Source organism: Dyella choica, assembly GCF_003977665.1.
GTDB classification, from domain to species: Bacteria; Pseudomonadota; Gammaproteobacteria; order Xanthomonadales; family Rhodanobacteraceae; genus Dyella_B; species Dyella_B choica.
Genome location: NZ_RYYV01000019.1, coordinates 38,282 through 62,291, shown reverse-complemented (window position 1 = coordinate 62,291; position 24,010 = coordinate 38,282). Strand labels below are relative to the sequence as shown.

General features: G+C 61.9%; 26 protein-coding genes. 13 read left to right on the top strand and 13 right to left on the bottom strand.

Features of this window, described 5'->3' with window-relative positions:
• Window positions 1-100: 100 nt before the first annotated feature.
• Window positions 101-1,312, top strand: a complete 1,212-nt coding sequence (locus tag EKH80_RS19350) for a YXWGXW repeat-containing protein (protein ID WP_126686440.1) — start codon at window positions 101-103, stop codon at window positions 1,310-1,312.
• Window positions 1,313-1,380: 68 nt separating this feature from the next.
• On the opposite strand, the gene EKH80_RS19345 is transcribed toward EKH80_RS19350, so the two are convergent.
• The 3 genes from EKH80_RS19345 to EKH80_RS19335 all read right to left on the bottom strand — a co-directional run bounded on the left by EKH80_RS19345 (window position 1,381) and on the right by EKH80_RS19335 (window position 4,408).
• Complete coding sequence (locus EKH80_RS19345) at window positions 1,381-2,640, bottom strand: MFS transporter (RefSeq protein WP_126686439.1); 1,260 nt, start codon at window positions 2,638-2,640, stop codon at window positions 1,381-1,383.
• A gap of 152 nt (window positions 2,641-2,792) precedes the next feature.
• Window positions 2,793-4,046 (bottom strand): RNA polymerase sigma factor, encoded by a 1,254-nt coding sequence (locus EKH80_RS19340; RefSeq protein WP_230473832.1) that lies wholly within the window; start codon window positions 4,044-4,046, stop codon window positions 2,793-2,795.
• Complete coding sequence (locus tag EKH80_RS19335) at window positions 4,043-4,408, bottom strand: YciI family protein (protein WP_126686437.1); 366 nt, start codon at window positions 4,406-4,408, stop codon at window positions 4,043-4,045. Before EKH80_RS19335 ends, EKH80_RS19340 begins: the two co-directional genes overlap by 4 nt.
• Window positions 4,409-4,596: 188 nt before the next feature.
• Here EKH80_RS19335 and EKH80_RS19330 point away from each other — a divergent pair, with 188 nt between their 5' ends.
• Both EKH80_RS19330 and EKH80_RS19325 read left to right on the top strand, forming a co-directional pair.
• Window positions 4,597-5,058 carry an SRPBCC family protein gene (locus EKH80_RS19330; protein ID WP_126686436.1) on the top strand — a complete coding sequence of 154 codons (462 nt, stop codon included), beginning with the start codon at window positions 4,597-4,599 and terminating at the stop codon, window positions 5,056-5,058.
• The gene (locus EKH80_RS19325; protein WP_126686435.1) at window positions 5,042-5,407 is read left to right on the top strand and encodes an ArsR/SmtB family transcription factor; all 366 of its coding nucleotides are present in this window, start codon (window positions 5,042-5,044) and stop codon (window positions 5,405-5,407) included. Before EKH80_RS19330 ends, EKH80_RS19325 begins: the two co-directional genes overlap by 17 nt.
• Window positions 5,408-5,457: 50 nt before the next feature.
• Here the strand turns inward: EKH80_RS19325 and EKH80_RS19320 are convergent, their stop codons facing one another.
• On the bottom strand, window positions 5,458-6,162 hold the full coding sequence (locus EKH80_RS19320; protein ID WP_126686434.1) for a transposase: 705 nt from the start codon (window positions 6,160-6,162) through the stop codon (window positions 5,458-5,460).
• A 409-nt stretch (window positions 6,163-6,571) separates the two neighbouring features.
• Window positions 6,572-7,054: a DUF3455 domain-containing protein gene (locus EKH80_RS19315; protein ID WP_158628893.1), complete on the bottom strand. Its 483-nt coding sequence runs from the start codon at window positions 7,052-7,054 to the stop codon at window positions 6,572-6,574.
• Window positions 7,055-7,201: 147 nt separating this feature from the next.
• On the opposite strand from EKH80_RS19315, the gene EKH80_RS19310 reads away from it, so the two are divergent.
• The 3 genes from EKH80_RS19310 (at window position 7,202) to EKH80_RS19300 (ending at window position 9,474) form a co-directional block, all read left to right on the top strand.
• Window positions 7,202-7,600 (top strand): ExbD/TolR family protein, encoded by a 399-nt coding sequence (locus EKH80_RS19310; RefSeq protein ID WP_126686432.1) that lies wholly within the window; start codon window positions 7,202-7,204, stop codon window positions 7,598-7,600.
• Between the two features lie 140 nt (window positions 7,601-7,740).
• Window positions 7,741-8,475, top strand: coding sequence for a 2OG-Fe dioxygenase family protein (locus tag EKH80_RS19305; RefSeq protein WP_126686431.1), 735 nt, complete (start codon window positions 7,741-7,743; stop codon window positions 8,473-8,475).
• 87 nt (window positions 8,476-8,562) lie between these two features.
• Window positions 8,563-9,474, top strand: a complete 912-nt coding sequence (locus tag EKH80_RS19300) for a bifunctional helix-turn-helix transcriptional regulator/GNAT family N-acetyltransferase (RefSeq protein WP_126686430.1) — start codon at window positions 8,563-8,565, stop codon at window positions 9,472-9,474.
• Between the two features lie 6 nt (window positions 9,475-9,480).
• On the opposite strand, the gene EKH80_RS19295 is transcribed toward EKH80_RS19300, so the two are convergent.
• Window positions 9,481-10,383 (bottom strand): LysR family transcriptional regulator, encoded by a 903-nt coding sequence (locus tag EKH80_RS19295; RefSeq protein WP_126686429.1) that lies wholly within the window; start codon window positions 10,381-10,383, stop codon window positions 9,481-9,483.
• Window positions 10,384-10,510: 127 nt separating this feature from the next.
• Between EKH80_RS19295 and EKH80_RS19290 the strand changes: the two genes are divergently transcribed.
• A complete protein-coding gene (locus EKH80_RS19290) occupies window positions 10,511-11,272 on the top strand; it encodes an SDR family NAD(P)-dependent oxidoreductase (RefSeq protein ID WP_126686428.1) in 762 nt (253 codons plus the stop codon).
• A gap of 141 nt (window positions 11,273-11,413) precedes the next feature.
• Window positions 11,414-13,405, top strand: a complete 1,992-nt coding sequence (locus EKH80_RS19285) for a ferritin-like domain-containing protein (RefSeq protein WP_126686427.1) — start codon at window positions 11,414-11,416, stop codon at window positions 13,403-13,405.
• A gap of 1 nt (window position 13,406) precedes the next feature.
• Here the strand turns inward: EKH80_RS19285 and EKH80_RS23870 are convergent, their stop codons facing one another.
• Window positions 13,407-13,583 (bottom strand): hypothetical protein, encoded by a 177-nt coding sequence (locus tag EKH80_RS23870; protein ID WP_158628892.1) that lies wholly within the window; start codon window positions 13,581-13,583, stop codon window positions 13,407-13,409.
• Between the two features lie 209 nt (window positions 13,584-13,792).
• Between EKH80_RS23870 and fabV the strand changes: the two genes are divergently transcribed.
• Window positions 13,793-15,001, top strand: a complete 1,209-nt coding sequence (gene fabV, locus EKH80_RS19280) for an enoyl-ACP reductase FabV (RefSeq protein ID WP_126686426.1) — start codon at window positions 13,793-13,795, stop codon at window positions 14,999-15,001.
• 58 nt (window positions 15,002-15,059) lie between these two features.
• Here the strand turns inward: fabV and EKH80_RS19275 are convergent, their stop codons facing one another.
• From EKH80_RS19275 to EKH80_RS19255, 5 genes are all read right to left on the bottom strand, one after another.
• Complete coding sequence (locus EKH80_RS19275) at window positions 15,060-16,223, bottom strand: YncE family protein (RefSeq protein WP_230473831.1); 1,164 nt, start codon at window positions 16,221-16,223, stop codon at window positions 15,060-15,062.
• A gap of 55 nt (window positions 16,224-16,278) precedes the next feature.
• Window positions 16,279-17,109, bottom strand: coding sequence for a creatininase family protein (locus EKH80_RS19270; protein WP_126686424.1), 831 nt, complete (start codon window positions 17,107-17,109; stop codon window positions 16,279-16,281).
• Window positions 17,110-17,208: 99 nt separating this feature from the next.
• A complete protein-coding gene (locus EKH80_RS19265) occupies window positions 17,209-17,526 on the bottom strand; it encodes a hypothetical protein (protein ID WP_126686423.1) in 318 nt (105 codons plus the stop codon).
• 201 nt (window positions 17,527-17,727) lie between these two features.
• Window positions 17,728-18,468 carry a glutathione S-transferase family protein gene (locus tag EKH80_RS19260; RefSeq protein ID WP_126686422.1) on the bottom strand — a complete coding sequence of 247 codons (741 nt, stop codon included), beginning with the start codon at window positions 18,466-18,468 and terminating at the stop codon, window positions 17,728-17,730.
• 87 nt (window positions 18,469-18,555) lie between these two features.
• Window positions 18,556-19,191, bottom strand: a complete 636-nt coding sequence (locus tag EKH80_RS19255; RefSeq protein ID WP_158628891.1) for a GIY-YIG nuclease family protein — start codon at window positions 19,189-19,191, stop codon at window positions 18,556-18,558.
• 77 nt (window positions 19,192-19,268) lie between these two features.
• Here EKH80_RS19255 and EKH80_RS19250 point away from each other — a divergent pair, with 77 nt between their 5' ends.
• The 3 genes from EKH80_RS19250 (at window position 19,269) to EKH80_RS19240 (ending at window position 22,356) form a co-directional block, all read left to right on the top strand.
• The gene (locus tag EKH80_RS19250) at window positions 19,269-20,066 is read left to right on the top strand and encodes an SAM-dependent methyltransferase (protein ID WP_196240410.1); all 798 of its coding nucleotides are present in this window, start codon (window positions 19,269-19,271) and stop codon (window positions 20,064-20,066) included.
• A 166-nt stretch (window positions 20,067-20,232) separates the two neighbouring features.
• Complete coding sequence (locus tag EKH80_RS19245; protein ID WP_126686420.1) at window positions 20,233-20,523, top strand: hypothetical protein; 291 nt, start codon at window positions 20,233-20,235, stop codon at window positions 20,521-20,523.
• Between the two features lie 78 nt (window positions 20,524-20,601).
• Complete coding sequence (locus EKH80_RS19240) at window positions 20,602-22,356, top strand: tetratricopeptide repeat-containing diguanylate cyclase (protein ID WP_158628890.1); 1,755 nt, start codon at window positions 20,602-20,604, stop codon at window positions 22,354-22,356.
• 153 nt (window positions 22,357-22,509) lie between these two features.
• Here EKH80_RS19240 and EKH80_RS19235 read toward each other — a convergent pair whose 3' ends face one another.
• A complete protein-coding gene (locus EKH80_RS19235; protein ID WP_158628889.1) occupies window positions 22,510-23,427 on the bottom strand; it encodes an SPFH domain-containing protein in 918 nt (305 codons plus the stop codon).
• Window positions 23,428-23,599: 172 nt separating this feature from the next.
• On the opposite strand from EKH80_RS19235, the gene EKH80_RS19230 reads away from it, so the two are divergent.
• A complete protein-coding gene (locus EKH80_RS19230; protein WP_126686417.1) occupies window positions 23,600-24,010 on the top strand; it encodes a hypothetical protein in 411 nt (136 codons plus the stop codon).

The following is a 24,010-nucleotide window of genomic DNA, read 5'->3' as shown; positions in this document are numbered from 1 at the left end:
TTCCGCTTAATTGAACAGGAACGGCGCAGGTGAGGCTCAATCTTTCGTCGCATCACTTGCAGTACGTTGCGTACACGCACTGGCCAAGAAAGGAATATCCATGAAACAGCATGCTCTTATGCGGAAGGCTGCCATGCGCTGCAGCGCGTTGGCGCTTGGCGCCGCCGTGCTCTCCGCCGCGGCGTTCGCGTTCGTCACCACGCCGGTGCAAGCACAGGTATCCATCGGCGTCACCATCACCGCCGGCTCGCCGCCACCGCCACTGCCGGTTTACGACCAGCCGCCGATTCCGGGCGATGGCTACCTGTGGGCACCAGGTTATTGGGCATGGGATGGCGAGGAGTACTACTGGGTGCCGGGCACCTGGGTGCTTGCGCCGTACACCGGCGCCTTTTGGACGCCTGGATATTGGGGCTGGAGCGGTGCGGTGTTCGTCTTCCATGAAGGCTATTGGGGGCCGCAGGTGGGCTTTTACGGCGGCGTCAATTACGGTTACGGCTATGGCGGCGAAGGCTATGAAGGCGGGCACTGGGGACCGAGCGGTTTCTATTACAACCGCACGGTGAACAACATCAGCAATGTGCACGTCACCAATGTGTACAACAAGACCGTGATCAACAACGTTTCGATCAACCACGTGAGCTATAACGGCGGCAATGGCGGCGTGTCTGCGCAACCGACGTCGCGGGAGGTGGCTTACCAGCACGCACAACACACACCGCCCGTAGCGGTGCAGCAGGAGCATGTGCAGATGGCGCGCCAGAATCCCCAATTGCGCTTTTCGGCCAATCACGGAGCGCCGCAGATCGCGGCAACGGCAAAGCCGGCTGCTTTCACCGGCGCAGCCACTGTCGCTGCGCGCGGTGCCGAGGCGAGAGGCGAAGCTGCCCCCCATCCTGGCCGGGCCGAGCGCCCGCAACCTGCCGAGCGTCCACAACCCGCAGAAAACCGCGGCCTGCCGTCGGAGCATTTCGCGCCGCATACGGAGCGCAATGCAAACCAGGCGCCGCGTGAACCGATGACGCCAAATCGCCCGGCTGAAGCACGACCTGAAAACTTCGGCGCGCCGCGTCCAGAAGTAGCACCGTCGCGACGTGAGTCACCGGCACTGCGCGAAGCGCCTGCGCCACGCGAAATGGCACCGGAGCGGCCGTATCCGGCGCCGGCGTTCCATGGCGCTCCGCCTCCGCCAGAAGCTCATCCGTATTCACCTCATCCTGCTGCTCAGCCACCCCACCCTGCCGAAAGGCCCCTTCCGGCGCAGCCGCAGGAGAAAGGCAAACGCGAGGAACAACATCCTCCGGGTGGTTGATCGCCTGGCTGATGAAAAGCCCTGGCAGCCCGCGCTCGCCAGGGCTTTTTTTGCGCCGATGCTGGCCGTTACATCGCTTCGCGCGGCTTGGCCAGCAACGCGAGCAAACTGAGCACGGCCGCCGCCGAAAGATAGTAGCCCACGTAGGCCAGGCCATAGGTCTTGGCCAGCCAGGTGGCCAGATACGGCGCGAGCGAAGCGCCGAAAATACCCGCCATGTTGAATGCCAACGACGCACCGGTATAGCGCACGGCGGTGGGGAACATCTGCGCCAGTACCGTGCCCAGCGGACCGTAGGTGAGACCGACGACGCACATGCCCACCACCATGAACAGCATGCCGCTCTGCGCGAACAGCGGCGCATAGGCAATGCCGAACACGAAGATCAGTACTGTGGCCATCAGCATCGCGAAGCGGCCGCTGCGTTTGTCCGCCAGCCAAGCCGAGAATGGGATCAACAAGGCGAAGAACAGTACCCCCACCATTTGCGCGACCAGGAACGATTCGCGCGAATAAGCGAGCTTGGACGTCGCCCAGCTCAGCGCGAACACCGTCATCAGGTAAAAGATCACGAAGGTGGCCATTGCCGCGAACGTACCGCTGATGAGCGCGCGCGTATGACGCGCGAACACGTTGAACATCGGTACCTTCACCCGCTCCTGCAGCGCCATCGCACGCGCGAACGCAGGCGTTTCGTTCAGGCGCAGTCGCATCCACAAGCCGATCAGCACCAGCGCCGAGCTGGCCAGAAACGGTACTCGCCAGCCCCAGGCGAAGAACATGCCATCGCCCATCTTTTGGAGCCACAGAAACAGACCGGTTGCGGCGAGAAAACCAAGCGGCGCGCCGAGTTGCGGGAACATGCCGTACCAGGCGCGCTTGCCGGGCGGCGCGTTCTCAATCGCCAGCAGCACGGCGCCGCCCCATTCGCCGCCGAGCCCAAGGCCCTGCCCCAGCCGGCACAACGCCAGCAGTGCCGGTGCTAGCAGGCCGATATGGTCGTAGGTGGGCAGCACGCCGATCATCACCGTGGAGATGCCCATGGTGAGCAAAGCCGCCACCAGCGTCGCCTTGCGGCCGATGCGATCGCCGAAGTGGCCGAACAGGGCCGAACCGATCGGCCGCGCGATGAAGGCCAGTGCGAACGTGGCGAAGGATTGCAAGGTTGCCGTCGTCGCATCGCCCGCCGGAAAGAACAGCTTGGGAAACACCAGCACCGCCGCCGTGGCGTAGATGTAGAAATCGAAGAACTCGATGGTGGTGCCGATCAGGCTGGCGAACAGGACCCGGCCGGGTGAATTGGCCGGAGTAGTGACGGCGTCACGCATGTGCTTGGCTTCCCGGTAAGCGGAATGACCGATTCTGCCAGACTGGGGACGCGGCGGGGCAGATGGCTCGCGTAGGCTGGGATGGCAAACCCGGCATCAGCAAGCCGCGTAAGCTGGGATTGTCATCCCAGCCTACGCGGATCTCAAATCAATCATTTCGTCTCAAGAATGCTCTGCTGCCGCTGTAAAAAATGCCGCACCGCCGGATCACGCGCCAAACCAATCGCCATATCGTAGGCATGTAAGGCTTCGCGCACATCCCCAACACGCGCAAACAACGCCGCACGCGCGGCCCAATACGACTGATAGTCGGCCATCCGCCTGTCTTCGGACAAGCTGCGGATGATGGCAATGGCTGCCTCAGGCCCTTCAAGCTCCGCCACCGCCAGCGCGCGATTGAGTGCAACGACTGGCGAGCCGGTCAATGCATGCAACGCGTCGTAAAGCTGTACCTCGGGAGTCCAGTCGTTACGCCCGGAACGGCGGCGCTCGACGTGTGCCGACTGCAGCGCCGCTTCGAGTTGGTAGCGGCCGATACGCCGGAATGCACTTGCCCGCCGCAACAGGGCTTCGGCCTCATCGATCATGCCGGCCTCCCATAGAAGTGTGTCCTGCTCCGCCAATGGCACGTACTCACCTTGCGCGTTACGGCGCGCGCCGCGGCGCGCCTCGGTGTACAGCATGCAAGCAAGCAAGCCCAGCGTTTCCGGCTCCTGCGGCAACAGCTCCGCCAGCAGTCGGGCAAGGAAGAGCGCTTCGTCGGCCAGGTCACGGCGCATGAGATCGGCATCGCCAGGATCGCTCCAGCCCTCGGCATAGGTCGCGTAGATCGCAGTGAGCACGCCTTCGAGCCGTTCGTTCCAGGCGTCCCGTTCAGGGATGACAAAGGGAATGCCCGCCTCGCGGATCTTCTGCTTGGCACGAGCCAGCCGTTTGCCCATCGCTTCGGGCGAAACCAGAAAAGCCGAGGCGATGGTCTTCGCATCCATGCCCAGCACGGTCTGCAGCATCAACGGTGCACGAATGCCCACATCGATGGCTGGATGGGCGCAGGCGAACAGCAGGGCCAGGCGCCGATCGGGGAAAGCCTCTTCCTCGCCGCTGTCCACGCACTCCGCCCGCATATCGGCTATCGCCTGCAACTGCACCGAAGCAGCTTCGCCGCTGCGGCGCCGCCGTACACCATCGATGCCCTTGCGGCGCGCCACCGTCATCAGCCAGGACTCCGGATGGTCGGGGCAGCCATGCAGCGGCCAATCCGCCAGTGCGGCAGCAAACGCCTCCGACAAGGCGTCCTCCGCCGCCGACACGTCATGCATGTCGGCGGCCAGATACGCCAGCAGCTTGCCATAGCTGCGGCGCGCTACCGCGTTCGCGGCCGCTCGCGCGCAAGCGCCTTCGCTCACGATGGGCTGCCTCCGTACGTAGGCCATACCGGTCGCACTTCAATGGTGCCGTGGCCAGCGCCCGGGCAGCGCGCTGCCCAGCCCAGTGCTGCGTCGAGATCGGCCGCCTCGATCAGGTAATAGCCGGCAAGCTGCTCCTTGGAATCCGCATAGGGCCCATCCAGCACCTGCGACTTGCCGTCGACCACGCGCACGGTGGTAGCCGAATCCGTGTTCTGCAGCCGGTTGGAGCCCACCCACACGCCGGCCTCCTTGAGTGCCTGCGTATAGGCGCCGTAGGCGGCCACACCGCGTTCCTGGTCTGCGCTGGACATCCGGCCCCAGGCCTTTTCTTCGGCAAACAACATTAGTAGGTATTGCATGGCATTTCTCCGTCGGTTCGAGGCGGGCAGCATGCGCCGCCACTCCGATGACGTACGAGCTGCGGCGGATCGGACAAAAGCAAGTCGAGCATAGCCAGTCCGCCCGCCGCCGGCACGATCGCCCAAGTGCAACCATGAGGTTGCATGGATAGCGACGACCGCACTAATATGCAACCAGGAGGTTGCCTATGAACTCATCCACAGATCGTATCGAACGACAGGTCCTCATCAAGGCACCACGTGCAAAGGTGTGGCAAGCGCTGGCGGATGCCGAATCCTTTGGCGAATGGTTCGGCGTGGCGCTCAAGGGAAAGCGCTTCGTGGCCGGCGAACCGTGCGAAGGAAACATCACCTATCCAGGCTATGAACACCTGGTGATGAAGGTGGTGGTCGATCGCGTGGAACCGGAACGCTTGCTGTCGTTTCGCTGGCATCCGTACGCCATAGATCCCGATGTGGACTATTCGCAAGAACCCACCACCCTGGTGACGTTCGAGCTGGAGGAAAGCTCCGGCGGCACCTTGCTGCGCGTGGTCGAATCCGGATTCGACCGGATCCCGGCACACCGAAGGCAGGAAGCCTTCCGCATGAACAACAGCGGCTGGGAGGAGCAGATGAACAACATCGACGCCTATGTCGCCTCGCACTGAAGCTTCGGTGCGAAACGCAGGCACCAAGCTTCCGCTGTTGCACAAGGCTGTACCCGTGTTCGCCGCGCTGGGGGACGAAACCCGCCTGCGCCTGATCGCCCTGCTCTGCACTGGCAGTGCGCTGTCGATCGCCCAGCTTACGGCCGGTACCGAGATCACGCGGCAAGCCGTTACCAAGCATTTGCAGGTTTTGGCGGACGCCGGGCTGGTACGCGACCTACGGCAGGGGCGCGAGCGCTTGTGGGAATTCGAACCATCACGACTGGAGGAGGCTCGGCGTTCGCTCGATGCCATTGCGCAGCAATGGGACCAGGCGCTGCTGCGGTTGAAAGCGATGCTGGAAAAATAGCCCATCGCGCCGCTGCTGCGCCAGCAGCACCGATCAAGCGCCTTGCTGCATTACACGCGCCCGATCGCCTCGGGACGCTTGCGCGGCCGGTGCGCCGGCCGGGCCTTTGCACACCTTCCGAGCATCGCTTCCACCCGCTCCTGAAACGCCGGCGAACCCAGTGCGCGCTGCTGCTGAATGTAGGTGCGGATTTCCCTCAGCACAGCCGGCTCGATATCCGCCGCAAACAACTGCCGATAGGCGCGCATGCACTGCTCTCTATAGTTTCCCAACGCTACGAATTCGGCATGCGGAACGACCACCGGATCAGGTTTTCCCAACGCGTTGCAGGCATAGCTGGACCACGGGTACGAGGATGGCTCGCCCACCAATCCCGAACGCACGGGGTTGAGTTCGATATAGCACTGACAGCTCAGCACATAATCCGAGCCGACCAGGCAGGATTTGTAGCGTCCTTCCCACAATGTTCCTGAACGGTGGTAAGTCGAATTGAAATAGCTTACGTAGTTGCGCCCGAGCCCCTGCATCATGTGCGCCAACGCGCCGACGCACGACGGCGTCACCAGTAGATGCACGTGATTGGGCATCAGCACATAAGCATGCACCAGGCATTGCCAGCGACTGCTGGCGTGCAGCAGTTGCACCAGATAACTACGGTAATCGGCTGGAGCGTAAAAGCACTCGGCGCCATCATGCCCGCGTTGAATGATGTGCTGGGGTACATAAGCAAGATCGAACCGTGGCGCTCGTGGCATCGAAAGGCCTCCGTGCGGCGATGCGCGTGCGGTCTTATGAAGATGTCGCCCTGTCGATACGAGACCGTGTCACGCTCAAACGTCGCGTTCTGCTGCGCATCTACGTGGATCGTCAAATGCCGCCCGTTTTTTCCTATCAAAACAGGCTTACCCGCAAGGCTCCAGTCTACAGCCTCATCCCTAATCCGTGAAAATGGCGTGACGAAAGACACTTCGCGGCGGGGGTCCATAAGGGGCTGGATGGAACGAGTCGTCCTCCGTTGGCGCGAGCCTGCCCGATCGTACCCGTCACCACACTGTATGCGCGCCTGGTAGGCCCGGATGACAATCCCAGCACCGGTATGCCACGCAGAAGCTGGGATTATCATCCCAGCCTACGCCCCGCTCGACGCGCATCCAGCGAGAGTCTTCAGCCGCGAAAGAATAGATAGACCGCACTGTAGGGCACACGCACTTCGGTACCCGCATGCACGGCATCGCAGCCCATAGCGGGTGCCACGCCACCTTCGGTACGCGTGCGGACCACGTACTGCACGCTCGCCATCTCACCCGCACCGGTGTGCGACTTGGCATGCAACACCAGCCACGCAATGGAACCGGCATCGGGCGAAGGTGACAGGTTGAGCGCCTCGCCCACCACCACGCTGCCGTCTTCAGCCTGCCAGCTAGGCCCCGCGAAATGCTTGCCGAACACATGGCCCCTGGCATCGCTCAAGCTCGCTTCCGGCGCCTTCAAGACCCAGGCAAAGCTACCATGAGAGGGTGTGCAGGCGTAGATCTGCACCCCTTTGGCAAACGCTTCGATGGCGGGCCGCTTGGCAGGTTCCTGCGCATGCAGTGCGCCGGCGAAAACGATTGATACGAAAAACCAATGCACCCTTGTGCTTGGCATGATGCTCTCCCTATCGGATGACAGCCGGCACAGCATAAGTGCTTATGGCTTTGCTTTTATGTCCGAGCCGGCACTAAGCTGGCGTCGCCCGGTTCCCCTTGAATGCCGGGCGCACATCGATATCGACACGTTCGCCCAGGAGGAAGTATGGCTTTCTCTGTTCGTGCATCGCATGACGTAATGGCCCAGATCAACGTGACGCCGCTGGTCGACGTCATGCTGGTTTTATTGATCATCTTCATGATCAGCGCACCGATCATTACGCACAAAACGAAATTGGATTTGCCGCAGGGCTCCAGCCATTTCACCGAAGCCGCCACCCCCATTCACCTGGCGGTCCAGGCCGATGGCGCGATGTTCTGGAACGGTACGCCCGTAAGCCTCGACCAGTTGCGAACGCAGCTGGCGATTGCCGCAACGCAATCCACGCAACCTGCGCTGGAAATCGATGCGGCCGACGGCGCGGCCTACGAGGCCGTGGCAAGAGTGCTGGCGGAAGCAAAGGCGCAGGGGCTGGCCAGGATCGACATGCTCGGAATGCATTAGCACGTAGGCTGGAATGGCAATCCCGGCATCGCGTGCGTTGCAAGCATGGCAAGGCAGGGTTTTACAACCTAAGCCTGCGCTCCCGCTCCCTCAGGGAGGGGGAGCGCAGGGTAGCGGAGTCCCGGCTATATAATCCCTCCATGCAAATCCCCATCGATTCGCCCGTCTGCGCGCCGCTCGACGCTGTGAAGCGCGACGGCTACTCCTTCGTCACCGCGGAAGTCATGCATCCTCTGCTGCGAGCATCGGGCGATTTGTCGGATTGGAACGCCTTCGCTGCAAGCTGGAACCAGCTCGGTCCCGATCCTTATCTCGCCGCAACGGGGCGGCAGCGGCGACGTCGCCACGCCACTTATACGGCCACGCCCAACGACGGTGTCGAGCTGGCGCCGCATCAGCCGCATTACCAATCGCTGCTATACAACCGCCTGCAAGGCGATATCGAGCGCTGGTTCGAGCCGGTCGATTCCGCCATGGCGAACGGTAAAAGCCTCCGCACCATCCTCGCGTTCTGCAATGACTTCTTCAGCTCGCTCGCACCGGCCACCCCAAGCTGGCATGTCGAAGTCCATCAATTCCGTATCGAGGCAAGCTCTACCTCCGCCGGCGAACCCACTCCGGAAGGCAGCCATCGTGACGGCGTGGATTTCGTGCTGGTACTGCTGATCGATCGCTGCAACATCGCCAGCGGCACCACCACCATCCACAGCCCGGATGGCAAGCCCCTTGGCCATTTCACCCTCACCCATCCGTTCGATGCGGCGCTGATCCACGATCCGCGCGTGTTCCATGGCGTGACGCCGGTAACCCCGATCACCCCTGACGAGCCGGCACATCGCGATGTGCTGGTGGTGACCTTCCGCGCCCGCTCCTGACGCACGCAACCCGAAGCCGGGCACGAATTTCGCGCGCCCGTCCGAATAGTTGCCAAAAGCAACTATTTGGATTTAGAGTGGCAACCCATGAACACCCACCAGACGCAAGCGCAACTCGCGCAGCAGATTGCCGCGATACGTGAGTTCAACCGCTACTACACAGCCCGGCTTGGATTGCTGCGCCGCAGACACCTCGACGGCGAGTTCGCACTGACCGAGGCTCGCATCCTCTACGAGGTGAGTGCCCAACCAAAGGTGACGGCGTCCGCGCTGCAGGAAACGCTGGAACTGGATGCCGGCTATATGAGCCGCCTTCTATCGGGCTTGATCCGGCGCAAGCTGATCCGCCGCGTAAGCTCCGACACGGATGCTCGCGAGAAACCGTTGCTGCTCACCGCAGTCGGACAAAAGGCCGTCGCGCGCCTCAACGAGCAGTCCATGGCGCATATCCACGGCATGCTTACACACCTGAGCGCGGCCGATCGCGCAGCATTGGTCACTTCCCTGGCGGGTGTCCGCAGCCTGCTTGAAGATCGCCGGCAAGCCCCCCTGCGCATCACTCGCCTGACTGCGCCTGATGATCATGCATTGGCCCTTCTTAATGAGTACTACGAAGCCGTGCATGTCGTGCAGCGGGACAAGCCCGGCAGCATTCAGCAGCTCATCGACGATCCCGCGTCGGGAATATGGCTCGCCTATCTGGACGATGAGGTGGTGGGATGCGTCGTGCTGCGCAAGCTGACCACCCTGCCGCACGCCAGCGAATGCAAGCGCCTGTACGTGAAACCCAGCGCACGCGGCCGGCACATTGCCGACAAGCTGCTCGATGCCCAGGAGGCGTACGCGCGCAGCCAAGGCATCGAATGGATCTATCTGGACAGCTACGACGACCTGAAGGCCGCCATCTGGCTATATGAAAAGCGGGGCTACGAGCGTTGCGAACGCTACAACGACAACCCCCAGGCCACCGTATTCATGCGCAAACACCTCGATACGTAGCGTGATTCAGACACGATCCAAATATGGCGCAAGCAGCTTCGCCAGCCAATCCATGAACACCTGCACGCGCACCGACAAATTACGCCGTTGCGCATACAGCAGCGACACCGGCATGGGCTCCGCTTCGTATTGCGGCAACACTTCCACCAGGCGTCCGGCCAGAAGCTGGTGCTGCACACCTCCTCTGGGTGTCTGGATGATGCCCAGTCCGGCCAGGCACCCATGGGTGTACGCTTCGATGCTGTTGACGGTAAGCACGCCTTGCATGGGCACGTAGCGACACTGCGCCCCTTCCATGTATTCGAAGCCGGACGGCCGCTGTCCCATCACCGATACGTAGTGGATCAGCCGGTGATGGGTGAGGTCCTCCAAGTTTTGCGGCGTACCGTGCTCCTGTAGATAAGCAGGACTCGCACAGTTGACGATGCGATACTGCCCCAGCCGCCGCACGATCAAGCTGGAATCGCTGAGCGTGCCCACCCGCACCACGCAATCGAAGCCTTCCGCCACTACGTCGACACGACGATCGCTGCTGCTCAGCTCCACCTCGATCCCCGGATGCTCGCGCAGGAATTTCGGCAGATGGTCGATGACGTGCCTGGCGACGCCGCTATTCATGTCCACCCGCAAGCGGCCGCTCAAAGCTTGCGGAGCCTGCTGGAACATCGTGCCCAATTCGTCCAGGTCGGCCAGCACGTCCTTGCAGCGCTCGTAGTAGCGCTGGCCGTCTTGCGTCATTTGCACCCGGCGTGTGGTTCGATGCAGGAGCTGCGTGCCGAGCTGCACTTCCAGTTGCTGCACGGCCGTGGATGCGCTGGCCTTGGGCAACCCCAGACTGTCGGCGGCCTTGGTAAAACTGGCCAGTTCTGCCACTCGCACGAAGACGTGCATGGCCTCGATCCGGTTCATGCCCTGCCCCACTCGATTGTTCGTCATTCACGAACACAGCACTCATGATCGGACGATTTATGCGGCGAGTACAGATCAATATTCTCGTTTCCGTTGATCCCTTCCCTTCCTTTCCAAGGAGACGTCCATGAACACAACCCCGATCGCCCTGATCACCGGCGGCAGCCGCGGCCTTGGCAAGAACATGGTGCTGCGACTGGCCGAACACGGCACCGACGTGGTGCTGACGTACCGTTCCAATCAAGCCGAGGCTGAGGCCGTGGTGGCGTCGGTGACGAAGCTTGGCCGCCGCGCCGTCGCGCTGCCGCTGGACGTGGGCAAGACTTCCAGCTTTGCCGCCTTCGCCGGGCAGTTGCGCACGGTGCTGCAGGAGCAATGGCAGCGCGATCGTTTCGACTACCTGGTCAACAATGCCGGCATTGGCATCCATGCCAGCTTCGCCGAAACCACCGAGGCGCAGTTCGATGAACTGGTGAACGTCCACTTCAAGGGCGCGTTCTTCCTGACCCAGGCCTTGCTGCCGTTGATCGCCGACGGCGGACGCGTCCTCAACGTCTCCAGCGGCCTGGCGCGCTTTGCCCTGCCCGGCTATGCGGCGTATGCCTCGATGAAAGGCGCGATCGAGGTGCTGACGCGCTATCTGGCCAAGGAGCTTGGCCCACGCCGCATTGCAGTCAACACGCTGGCGCCGGGCGCGATCGAGACCGACTTCGGTGGCGGTACGGTGCGCGACAACGCCGAGGTGAATGCCTACGTGGCGTCGCAGACGGCGCTGGGCCGCGTGGGTTTGCCGGACGATATCGGCGGCGTGGTGGCCATGCTGCTGTCGAAGGAAAGCGGATGGATCAATGCGCAGCGGATCGAGGCTTCCGGTGGAATGTTCATCTGAAAGGTAGGCTGGGATGAGAATCCCAACATCGCGCGGCTGCACGCATGGCGATGCGGGGTTTCACAACCCAGCCTACGACACAGCCGCAGGCAAGCCCAATCGGTGTACCTTCTCTTTCTTGACACCCTAAGGGATCCAGCCGTGGTCAGCTATAGCCCCTCGCATACCGTTCCCAGCCGCGAACAGGCGCTGCACGCGCTCTACGAAGCGGCCGAGCTCGAACACTGCTTGATGTGCACCTATCTCTACGCAGCGTTTTCGCTGAAATCCTCAGCGGAAGAAGGCGTGACAGCCGATCAGCTCGAAGCGATCACGCGCTGGAAACGCAGCATCCTGCAGGTGGCGATCGAGGAGATGGGCCATCTGATGTCGGTTTGGAACATCACCGTGGCACTGGGTGGTGCCCCACGCCTCGGGCGCTCGAATTTTCCGCTCGATCCCGGCTACCTGCCGGCCGGTGTGGTGGTGAAGCTGGCGCCGTTCAATCGGGCAACGCTGCAGCATTTCATCTACCTGGAGCGACCGGCCGGCTCCACCGAACCGGATGGCGAAGGTTTCGAGCCCGAGCGCCACTTCTTGCGTGGGGCAAACGGTCCGCGCCTTACGCCGATGGGTATCAATTACGAAACGGTGGGCGAGTTTTATCAAACCTTGGGCAATGGCCTGCGCGGCATGGTGCAAAAGTATGGCGAAGCCGGCGCCATGTGTGGCGACCCTGCCTTGCAGTTGTCCAAAGCAGAGGTATCGCTGCCCGGCGCGAACAAGGTCATCTGTCTGAAGACGGCGCTGGCCGCGTTTGAGTCCATCATTACCCAGGGCGAAGGGGCGCAGGAAAATACGGAGAACTCGCATTACCAGCGTTTCGCCGCGATCCGCGCGGAATACGAAGCCTTGCTGGCTGCCGACCCTTCGTTCAAGCCGGCCTTCCCTGCCGCCACCAATCCGGTGCTGCGTCGTCCGCCGCGCCCCGAGGGACGCGTGTGGCTGGAAAACGAAGATGCCATCGCCACTGTCGACCTCGCCAATGCCGCCTACGGTTTGATGCAACGCCTGCTGGCCTACTCGTACGCTGTACCGGCGCCCGACCCGGACAAATGCCTGTCGCTGGACCTGGGCATTGGCTTGATGCGCGCGTTGGCACCGTTGGCCGAACGCGCGGCGCGACTGCCGGCCGGACCATCGAATCCGGATTGCCACGCGGGCGTTACCTTCATCACCTTGCGCGATACCTCTCCCTTGCCGCCTGGCCCCAGCGCGCGGCGCTTTTTCCTGGAGCGCTTTGAGCAATTGACGGAAGCGGCCGAACGGCTGAGCGCATCGAACGATCCGCGCACCATCGCTGCGGCGGCGGTGTTCAAGCATCTCTCGCAACAGGCCGAACAGGGATTCGATCTTGCTCGCCCTGCACCATCGGCTGCGGTTGCGGCATCAACGCCTGCACTCGCTGCTGCACCCGCTCCGGCAGCACCGGCCTCCACCGTGGTGGAGGATGGCATCGAACAGGTCGAGGGCGAGAAGCTCACGCTGCGCTTCGAAGCCAAGCGCTGCATCCATGCGCGCTTCTGCGTGACGGGTGCGCCGAAAGTGTTTCTCGCCAACGTGCAAGGGCCGTGGATCCATCCCGATGCGATGGATGTGGAAAGATTGGTCGACATCGCGCACGCCTGCCCTTCCGGCGCCATCCAATACCAGCGCCGCGATGGACGACCGGACGAATCCGCTCCGCCGGTCAATCTCGCGGCCGTCCGTGAGGCAGGGCCTTATGCGTTTCGTGGCGATCTGCGCCTCGCCGGCAAACCTGCCGGTTTCCGCGCCACGCTGTGCCGCTGCGGGGCCTCGAAGAACAAACCGTTCTGCGATGGCTCGCATCACGATGTGGGATTCAACGCCAGCGGCGAGCCCCCGACCGGTACGTCGAACGAGGAGCTGACCGCACGCGATGGGCCGCTGCAGATCGATCCGCAAATGAACGGGCCGCTGCGTGTCCGCGGCAACCTGGAAATCATCAGCGGCACCGGGCGCATGGTGGCGCGCGTCACCGGCACGTACCTATGCCGCTGCGGTCATAGCCAGAACAAACCATTCTGTGACGGCAGCCATGCCAAGGTAGGCTTCACCGCCGACGGGGCCTGATTCATTCCTCCTCTTTTTGGCGCTGGTTGTCCTCGCCGGTGTCATTGAGGGCGTCGCCGCTGGCGTTGGTGTCTTCCAGGCGTTGCGGGGGGCCCCGCCGTTTGTGCGGATCATAGGGCTCGCCGGCTTCGCGGCCGGGGGCTTCATGGGGTGCGTTGGATGGCTTGAGGGTGGTCATAGCGGCCTCCTTTCGCATGGGCGTGCGAGTTGACTATCCGCCTCGCACAAGGAACGCCTGGTACGGAAGGCGTAAAGATTGTGTACATCCGCTTCCCCAACCCCACTGGGGCGGTGGATCTGGAAGACTGAAGCCCCTCCCTGCGCAGGCGCATGGTCCCCCTCGCCCTTTAGAATGGCGGCCTTGTATTCATCCGGTGAGGCTAATTCGTGGTCATCCATCCCAAGGTTCGCGGCTTTATCTGTGTCACGGCGCATCCGCTCGGCTGCGAGAAGAATGTGCTCGAGCAGATCGGCATCACCAAGGCCAAAGGCGCTTGCGGCTCCGGACCCAAGCGCGTGCTGGTGATCGGCGCCTCCACGGGATATGGCCTGGCATCACGCATCACGGCGGCCTTCGGCTGCGGCGCTGCCACGTTGGGCGTGTTCTTCGAAAAACCCTCCAGCGACAGCAAGCCCGGTACCGCCGGCTGGTACAACTCCGCCGCCTTCGACAAACTGGCCAAGCAGGCCGGATTGTATTCGCGCTCCATCAATGGCGATGCGTTCTCGCATGAAACCCGCGCGCGCGCCATCGAGCTGATCAAGAACGACATGGGCGGCCCGGTGGACCTGGTGATCTATTCGCTGGCTTCGCCCGTACGCAAGCTGCCCGATACCGGCGAATTGGTGCGTTCCACGCTGAAGACGATCGGCCAGCCGTTTACCGCCTCCTCGGTGGATACCAACAAGGACAGCGTGGTGCAGGTCACGGTGGAGCCGGCCAACGAGCAGGAAATCAAGGACACCATCGCCGTGATGGGCGGCGAAGACTGGGCGCTATGGATCGACGCGCTGAGCAAGGCCGGCGTGCTGGCGGATAACGCCACCACCGTCGCCTACAGCTACGTCGGCACCGAAATAACCTGGCCGATCTACTGGCACGGCACCATCGGCCAGGCCAAGCAGCATCTGGACAACACTGCGCAAGAACTCAACCGGCATTACGCCGCACAGCACCTGCGCGCCTACGTGGGCGTGATGAAATCCGTGGTCACGCAGGCCAGCTCGGCCATTCCGGTAATTCCGCTGTACGTCTCGATGGTGTTCCGCATCATGAAGGAGAAAGGCCTCCACGAAGGTACCATCGAGCAGGCCAACCGCCTGTTCCATGATTTCCTGTATCGCCAGGACGGTGCCCTGCCGTCCACCGACGAGGAGGGCCGCCTGCGCCTGGATGACTGGGAATTGCGCGAAGACGTGCAGCAGGCCTGCAAGACGCTATGGCCGCAAGTCAGCACCGAGAACCTGTGGGAAACGACCGACTATGCCGGCTACAAGCATGAGTTCCTGCGCCTGTTCGGCTTTGATCGCAAGGACGTGGATTACAACGCGGACGTAAATCCGGATGCGAGCTTCGACGTAGTCCAGCTCTCGTAGGTTGGGCTACCAACCCCAACCTGTGAAAAAGGCCGGCAATGCCGGCCTCTTTTTTGCATCAACGCATGATGCCGGTGTGTCCCAGCGAGAACCGCCCGGGTTGCGGCCAAACCGCCAGACCATGCGGCTCCATCCCCACCTTGATGATCTGCACCTTGCCGGTCGCGGTATCGAACGCATACACCACGTCATCGAAACGGCCCGACAGCCACAACCACTTGCCGTCGGCCGTGACGTTGCCCATGTCGGGACTGCCGCCGCCCGGAATCGGCCAGTTCGCCACCACGCTGCGCGTGGCGAAATCGATCACCGACACGCTGCCTGGGCCATTACGCGGGCCGTGCACTTTGTTTGAACCGCGATTGGCAACGTAAAGCTTGGTGCCGTCGCGGCTCGGATACAGGCCGTGCGTGCCGATGCCGGTCTTGACGAAGCCGACCTGCTTGAAGCTGTCGCCGTCGATCAGGTACACGCCGTCCGCCATCATGTCGGCCACGTAGAACACCTTGCCGTCCGGCGACACGCGAATATCCTGCGGCATGCCCCGCTTGTTGAGCTGCAGGTAGCCGAGAACCTTGCGGTTGACCATGTCGATCTTCACCAGCTTGCCGCCGAATTCGCAGGTAAAGATGGCGTACTTGCCGTCGATCGAGAAATCCGCGTGGTTGATGCCTTTGCATTCGGGCGCCGGCAGGCGGGATTTCAGTGCCATCGTATGCGGATCGCGGAAATCGAGGCGTGCGAAGGCTTCGGCCACCACGATGGCTTCCTTGCCGTCCGGCGTGAAGTACATGTTGTACGGATCATCCACCGGATCGGCCTTGCCCGGCTTGCCGGTCATCGGATCGATCGGCGTCAGGCTGCCGTCATTGCGGCCTTCGGCGTTGTTGGTCACCCACAGTGTTTTCAGATCCCACGCCGGCACCACGTGCTGAGGGCTGCGGCCGACTGCAAACCGGTCGACCACCTTGAACGTGGCCGGATCGATCACGTACACGTCGTTCGAACGCAGGTTCGGAACGTAGATCCGCGGCAGCGCACCCTTCACCGCCGGGCTGAACATGTTGAAGCCCGCGTTGCTGTACATGTCGTGCGGATTGGTGACCGGCGGCATGCCGGGAACGGTCTGAACCGTTTGCGCCGCGGCCGCGGCGGTGACACACAAACCGGCCAGCACGGCGCCGGCACGCAAGGCAAGACGCCCAAAACGATCAAATTTCACGGCAGATTCCCTTATTTTGAGAAGACTTTCGAAGGGGGAGGTCCAAGACATCGGATCAATGCCCCGCGGTTTCCTGGCGGATGGCGTCGACCGTGCGCGAAACTATAGCATCCACGCCGATTTGACCCAGTTCCGCCGTGGATCGGCGCGGATCGCCGCCATACACGCCGTCGGCCGCGCCAGGCTTGGGGGCATTGCGCAGTTGATTGGTTCGTACCATCTGCGGCGCCACCGCAAGCTGCAACGAAGTATCGGCAAGACCGGCATGGGTGCCGATTTCATCGTCGCGAAAACCGCGCTGGCGCAGCAGCTGTGCGTAGCCATCGGAAGAAGCCTCGTAATACGCCGCCGGCAGGATGGCCCGCGCATTCGCTCCCGCCCAGGCTTTGTTGAGGCGAGCCACTACCTGCTTGAGGTCCTTCTGGTAACCGCCGTGGTCACCCAGGAAGACGATGTTGCGAAAGCCATGCACCGCGAAACTGTTGGCGGCCGCTTCGAGCATTTTCTCGAACACGTCATCCGGAACGGTGATCGTGCCGGGAAAGCGCATGTGCGAGGTGGGCGGCGCATAGCCGCCTTCCGGCACATAGGCCACCACCGGAGCGACCAGCGCATTGCCCAGTTTTTGCGCGATCCGGTCCGCCAGATAAGCCGCACGCACATTGTGCTTGCCCACCGCGATATACGGACCGCTTTGCTCGGTGCCGCCGATGGGAATGATCAGCGTGGTCTTGCCGGCGTGAATCTGCTCGCGCAGCTCGGTCCAGGTGAGGTTCTGCAACTGCACGGTGGACGTCGTTTGCGCGGACGCGCCCTGCGCGGCGATGACCGCGATAACGAAAACGACGGACGCAATAACGCGTCGGAAAGCAAGGCGCTTGGTCATAGGGCTGGCGCAATGAAGATGTGAAGAACTACAGCGTCATATGGTTGCACGCCGCTACGGCCTCCGCACGCTTTTAACGCCAATTGCCCGCTTTTTGCCTCATTCGCTCTTCTGGGGAATGGCCTTGCGGAAGAGTTCCTCCCAATAGGCCATGCGTTCCGAATAGGCTACTCGCACCGACTCCGGCTGGTCGTTCTGCAGGCTGCGCACATGGGTGATCGGCAAGGTAGCCGAAGCCATCTGCCGCCACGCGTCTGCGGCGGCCCTCAGGTGGGTATGGGACGCCAGGAGTGCGGCAATGACTTGCTGATCCACCATTTGTTGCGCACTGAGCGCCATCAATCCTTCCAGGGCGATATCAGTACGCTCGGAGAGGAACGCGACGGCCTCGCCCCAGTTATTGAAACTGACTTCCATGGGCGACTCCTCGGATCTGGAAGACAGCTACAGCCTAGGACTGCGCCGATCAAATCCGCGTAGGCGTCCCTGGCATGCGGATGAGTTCGTTCACCTTGCGACCCGCCTTGGTAGGCTGGGTCGCGAAACCCAGCATCGCCATGTACGCCACCGCGCGATGCTGGGATCATCGTCCCAGCCTACCCGCGCCGGCTGCGCCCCTCAAACGGCCTCCGCGGCCGGCTCCCACGCATGCTCCGGGTAATACCGTTGCATCAGCTTGCTCACGTACGCGACCAGGTTCGGCCGGCTGGCCACGGCATCGCGCAGCGGCGTATCGAAGAACGACGTAAGGATGGACGCCAACACCCCCAAGGCCGTCGCATCCACAGCGGTCATTCTTTCGCCCATCAAATAAGGCTTGTCGCCCAGCAAGGCGGCCAGAGCATCGATGGAACGCACGCCCAGGGCCGCGATCTCGCCCGCCGAATGCCGGCCGATACCGTGGCTACGCAAGTCGCCATCCTTGCGCGACTGCATCTCACGGCGCAGGGCTTCGCGTTGCTCCTCCGGCGCGCCGTTGGCAAATTGCGCCGGCCCCTTGGCGAAATTCTCCGGCACGATCCAGCGGAACCACACCATGGCGAAATACAGATGATCTTCCAGCATCCGTTCGATCGCCCAGGATTGCGCACGCTGGTGCGCGTCCAGGCCCTCGTCCAGATCCACGCCATACTTGCGTTCCAGATGCGCGCGAATAAAGGTGGAATCGCACACCACTTCGCCATCATCCAACAGGTACGGCACTTTGCCCTTGGGCGCCAACGGCGGAATGGTGGATTCCCGTCCATACGACAGATCCGCCATTTTTAGCTGCACTTCGGTCTTGATCACGAACGGACTGGTTTCCGGCATGCCGAAACCAGGGCGGGTGGCGTACAGGGTGATGCTTGGCGTGGTCATGTCCATGGGTTCCACAAAAAAGGTATGCGCAGCTTAATCGAGGCTGCTGACAACATACTGTCAGCAGCGTCACCGGACGAGCTGCATCTAGCCGTTGCCTCGCGCGGATGCATACCAGGCCATCACCCTGGCCGGCAACAGTGCATGCAGATTCATGCCGACTGCGTGACAAGCGTCGAGATTGTCACGCAGCGCCTTGGCATAACGTAGATTGCGTTCCTCCGGCGGCAGATTCGCTGTTTGCCACTCGATCATCTCCAGCAGACGCTGCGACCACTCGTAAAGCTGGTCCGCCCGCTCCGAAAAGCGCGCACGCAGCCAGGCGCTCAAGGGCGCATGCAATGCATAGCCGTAACGCTCCGCTGTACGGCGTACGAATGCATCCACCTCTCCCCCTATACCACGGAACCATTCGGTGTGACCGCCGGCTGCCTCCGCCACCAACAAGGGAGCCGGGGCGCGATGGTCCGGCCAACGCTCGATCAGCAACCGCTCCAATCGCCGTGCGTCGCGCAGCCGCCCGGTCTCCACCAGCAGGCCGCTTTCCAGGTCGAACAAAGCGAAGAACCGCGGATGGAAACTGCGAAACCGCTGCACCGGATCTTGCGTGAAACCCAGCTTGGTCAAGTCCTCACCCTGGGACGGCAGCACGTAGACGAACGTTCGGCCGGATCTTTCAGGATCAGGCAAATCCCAATCATCCGGTGTCGCGCGCTCGCTCAAGTCTGCTCCCATCCAAGCTGTCAAGGCGCTCGACCATCGCCGCCCAGGGCACAATACCGCTACGCAAGCAGTAGGGGATGGAAGTTTTGGACAGCATACAGCCCAAGGGAAGCCTGGCCTGCGTGGGTATAGGCATGACGCTGGGATCCCACCTCAGCCGGCGCGCCCACGCCTATATCGAACAGGCCGATGTGGTGTTCACCCTGGTGTCCGACGGCATCGTCGAACTGTGGCTGCAAGGCATGAACGAAGACGTGCGCAGCCTGCAGCCGTACTACCAGGAAGGCAAGTCGAGGATGAAGACCTACCGGCAGATGGTGAACGCCATCATGGCCGAGGTAAGTGCCGGCAGGCGCGTCTGCGGCGTGTTCTACGGACACCCAGGCGTCTTCGCCTGGGTCCCGCACAAGGCCATCCGGACCGCGCGCAGCAAGGGCTACCACGCCCACATGGAACCGGGCATTTCCTCCGAAGACTGCCTGTATGCCGATCTCGGCATCGACCCAGGCGCCCGCGGCTGCCAGCATTACGAAGCCAGTCAGTTCATGCTTTATCGCCGCTGTATCGATCCGAGCGCGTGGCTGATCCTGTGGCAGGTCGGGGTAGCGGGCGACAAAACACTCATGCGTTTCTCGACCGGCGAGGCACATCGCCAGGTGCTGGTGGATGTGCTCGCGCGGCACTACACCCTGGACCATCAAGTGGTGATCTATCGTGCCGCCACCCTGCCCTTCCAGTCCCCTCGCAGGGAGTTGCTTGCGCTAGGGGCCTTGCCACTGGCTGAATTCGGCATGGCCGACACGCTGGCCATCCCGCCGGCTCGACCGCTGGAGGCCGACCATGAAATTCGCGCCCGCCTGGAGGCATTGGCCTGAGAGCGGCCATTCGCAGGGATAAACAAGGGAGGCAACGCCTTGTTCCCGCAGATATCGGCGACGCCTCCATCCGTTGCGCGATATGATGATGCGTCAGTCACTCAGCAGGGACGATGACGATTGCCCACCGAGGGGCGCCCAAGCATTGGATACGGGGGTATTTTGGATGTCGAATGTCATGCGCTTTTTGGAAACCATAGGCGGTGAAGCTCGATGGGGCGACATCACCAAGGACGCAATGGAACTAGCGCTTGGCAACGCCTCGATTGAAGGCCCGCTTCGCTCGGCCATCTTGAACAACGATGCTGCCCAGTTGCTGGCACTGCTGCAGGGGAAAACACCTGTCGGTTATGTCATGCCGGGCGAAGAGGAGGAGGAAGAAGAAGAAGAGGATGACGAACCCGGCGAGAGAGACACGCGCCAGCCGTCTTCTTCCTCGACAACTTCCGCTCAGTAAATGCACGCCGCCGGCTCCAAACGCCGGAAGCCGTACGCAGGAATCTTCCTGCTGCTCGTCATGCTCGCAAGCACAGGCATGGCCGCCGTACATGCTTCGAACGACATCACGCAACTACTGGTCCAGGCCGACAGCATAAAAACCACCGACAACCCTGGCTTTGTCAGACTCCTTGACGGGCTCGAAGGCCGGACAACTGAAATGTCCGAAGCACAGAAGTGGCGTCTTCGCTTTCTGGAAGGCTGGCAGGCCGACTACAGCGGCCGGGAAGACAAGGCCAAGTCGCTGCTTGAGGCAGTGGTCAAGCAAGCCCCCGACAACGAGCTAAGAACACGGGCGACAGCCGCCCTGATCAACGTCCTGGGCGTCCAGCATCACTACGAGGAAGCCTTCGAATACCTGGATCGCGCACTGGAAAACCTCCCGCCCGTTGCCGATCAAGGAGCGCGCTTTCCGATCCTTGGAGAAGCCTCGCAGCTACTTAGCGAAGTCGGTCAATATGACCTCGCCGCAGGCTATGCCAAGCAGATCATCGCCGATTATCCGAAGGGCAATATTGGCTGCATCGGCCATATGCTCCAATTGCACGCCGAAATTCGCGGCGGCCAAAAGCGAATAGCCGGCGAACTGTTTCAGAAAGGCATCAAGCGATGCCTTGATGTTGGGGACAAACTAGCGGCCGACACGATACGGCGCGACATAGCGGTTTTGGACTTGCAGCAGGACAGAACGGATGATGCCCTCGCCATTCTGCAAGCCACCAACGATGAAGTGAAAGGACTCAACTATCAAGCACTGACCGCCGAATACAACGTGCTTCTCGCGCAGGCCTACTGGAAGAAAGGCAACGTTGCGCTGGCCCAAAAATATGCCATGGCCACCGTAGATGTGGCCTCCAGGAGCAACCTCACCGAACCCCTGATCAAGGCCTACCAGCTTCTTTATCAAGTTGAGCAGCAGTACGGCAATCTGCGCGAAGCGCTCGCCTATCACGAAAAATATGTGGCTGCCGACAAAGAACATCTCGATGACATCCGCGAAAAGGCCCTCTCCTATCAGATCGTCAAACAGCAGGTAGAAACCAAGAAAATCGAACTCAACGAACTGAACAAGCAAAACCAGATCCTGCAGCTGCAGCAGGCACTCAACGGCAAAGCCGTCGTGACCAGTCGCCTTTACATCACGCTGCTGCTAACGGTGCTGGCCTCGATCGCCTTCTGGCTGTATCGCCTCAAGCGCTCGCAACTGCGCTTCATGCGCCTGGCGCGCCGGGATGGTCTTACCGGTATCTTCAATCGCCAGCATTTCGTCGAAGAAGCGGAACAGACCCTGCGCTACGCGGCCAAGTCGCTGCGTGGGGCCTGCCTGGTGCTGATCGACCTGGACCACTTCAAGGACATCAACGACACGCACGGCCACGTCGTGGGCGACACCGCATTGAAGCGGGCCGTGTCGGTCTGCCAGCAGCATCTGCACTCCTGCGACGTATTCGGCCGTATCGGCGGTGAAGAATTCGGCATACTGCTGCCGGAATCCACGCTCATCCAGGCGCTCGAACGCGCAGAAAAGATCCGCCTGGCGTTGCAGGCCACCACCAACGACACGCAAGACCATGTCGCACTTACCGCCAGCTTCGGTATCGCCTCCACGGCCCACTACGGCTACGACCTGCGGCGACTGCTACTTGCCGCCGATAGCGCGCTTTATCGCGCCAAGCGCGACGGCCGCAATCGCGTGGTGATCAGCATGGACGAGCACACGCCCCGCGCGCCCACCTATACCGGCAACGGCAAGCTCGCCGACAAGCATCCGTACGCGAATTCCTCTGAATGACGAACCGGCCAGGAAGGCTGGTGGTGTAACGCGTAGCCTGGGATGACAATCCCGGCTTTCCACACGACGTCCCGATGCTGGGATTGCCATCCCAGCCTACGCACTGAAAAAGTCCATCTCGGATTTTTTTCAGGCCATCCTTAGAGACAGCAGCTATTTACCGGTGTCCTGCCCCTTGCTCAGATCGATCATCGGAATGGAACCCGCGCCCACCACCTGGGGAAGAATGCCGTTCCAATGCTGCAAGCCATAGAAACGGCTGTATTCGGGATTGCTTTTCAGCGCCTGGCCCACGGTTTCAATGGCTTTGGCCTGAGCCTGCGCCTGCAGCACGGTGGCCTGCGCTTCACCATTGGCGCGCTCCACCGCCGCGGTGGCTTCCGCGTGCGCGGTAACGGTTTTCTGTTCGCCTTCGTAGCGCTTCTGCGCCACCGTATTCTCCGCCTGCACCGCCAGGTTCTTGGCGCGTACGGCTTCTTCGATGGATTGGTCGAAGATCGGCGAGTAATGGATGCCGACCAGCTGCACGTCGATCACGTCCACGTTGAACAATCGCTGCAAGGCATCGCTGATGTCGCGGCGCATTTGCGCGGTGATTTGTGTACGCTGGTCGGAGATGGTTAGGGTGTTGTAGCGCGCGAAAGCCGCCAGCGCACGATCGCGCACCACCGGCAAGATGGTGGTTTCGACATCCACTGAACCTGCGCGCCCAACCTGATAAAGCAGATTCATGACGGCGGAGCTGGGTATCTTGTAGATCAGGCTGACGTCGATGGTGACTTTCTGGTTGTCGTTGGTATAAACGTCCAGACCATTCAGCACGTAGACCGAACGGCTTGTCTGCAGGCGATCCACGGATTCGAAGAACGGTACCTTGAAATGCACGCCGGTCTTGAGCGGCACCGAGGTCATCGGCGTACCACCCATCCAGCGCGTCCCCGCCTCTTCACTGGGCGACACCACGAAAATGCTGTTGAACAACAGGAAGGTGATGATGATGGCTACCAGCACGCCGCCGTAACGAAAGCGTCCGAGCAGCGAGCGTGGGTCCTTGGGCGGCAAGTTGAGCATGGACGATTCCCCTCCTGATGGTGGCGGCATCTTGCCGCAACGCCGTTACGTTTGCCACGTCGGCGCCGTCCTTTGCGAAGAATTTACGCATCCTGCGGGCCCTCCATATAGCGCCTTTACCGATGCTGACGCGAACATGCGCCATCCATGAAACGCACGCGGGTTCGGCAGCATGACCATCATGATCGTACAAGGCCCCCAGGTTCATGCCCCCTCGCTCAGCCGCGAGCTGCTCGGTCAGCTCAAGCAACTGGCATTGGCGGCCGGGCGTACGGTTGAAGTGTGTACCTGTACGGGTCTGCGCGAGTTCGTCGCTCGAGTGCGCACGGCTCGCCCGCACAGCACGGAATTCATGGTGCTCGCACCGGGTACCCTCGCTCAGCAGTCGCAGTTGCATCCCGAAGCGGGACTTGGCGATGCACTGGACGCGCTGGACATGCCTTATGTCGAAGTGCAGGACGGCGAGGCTTCGCTTGAACCCGCCAACGCTTCCGGAGCTGTGGCCACCGTGGTCGTCAATGGGGATGCACGCACCAGCTACAGCATCGCGCTGGGCATTGCGCTGAAACGTCTCGCCGCCTGA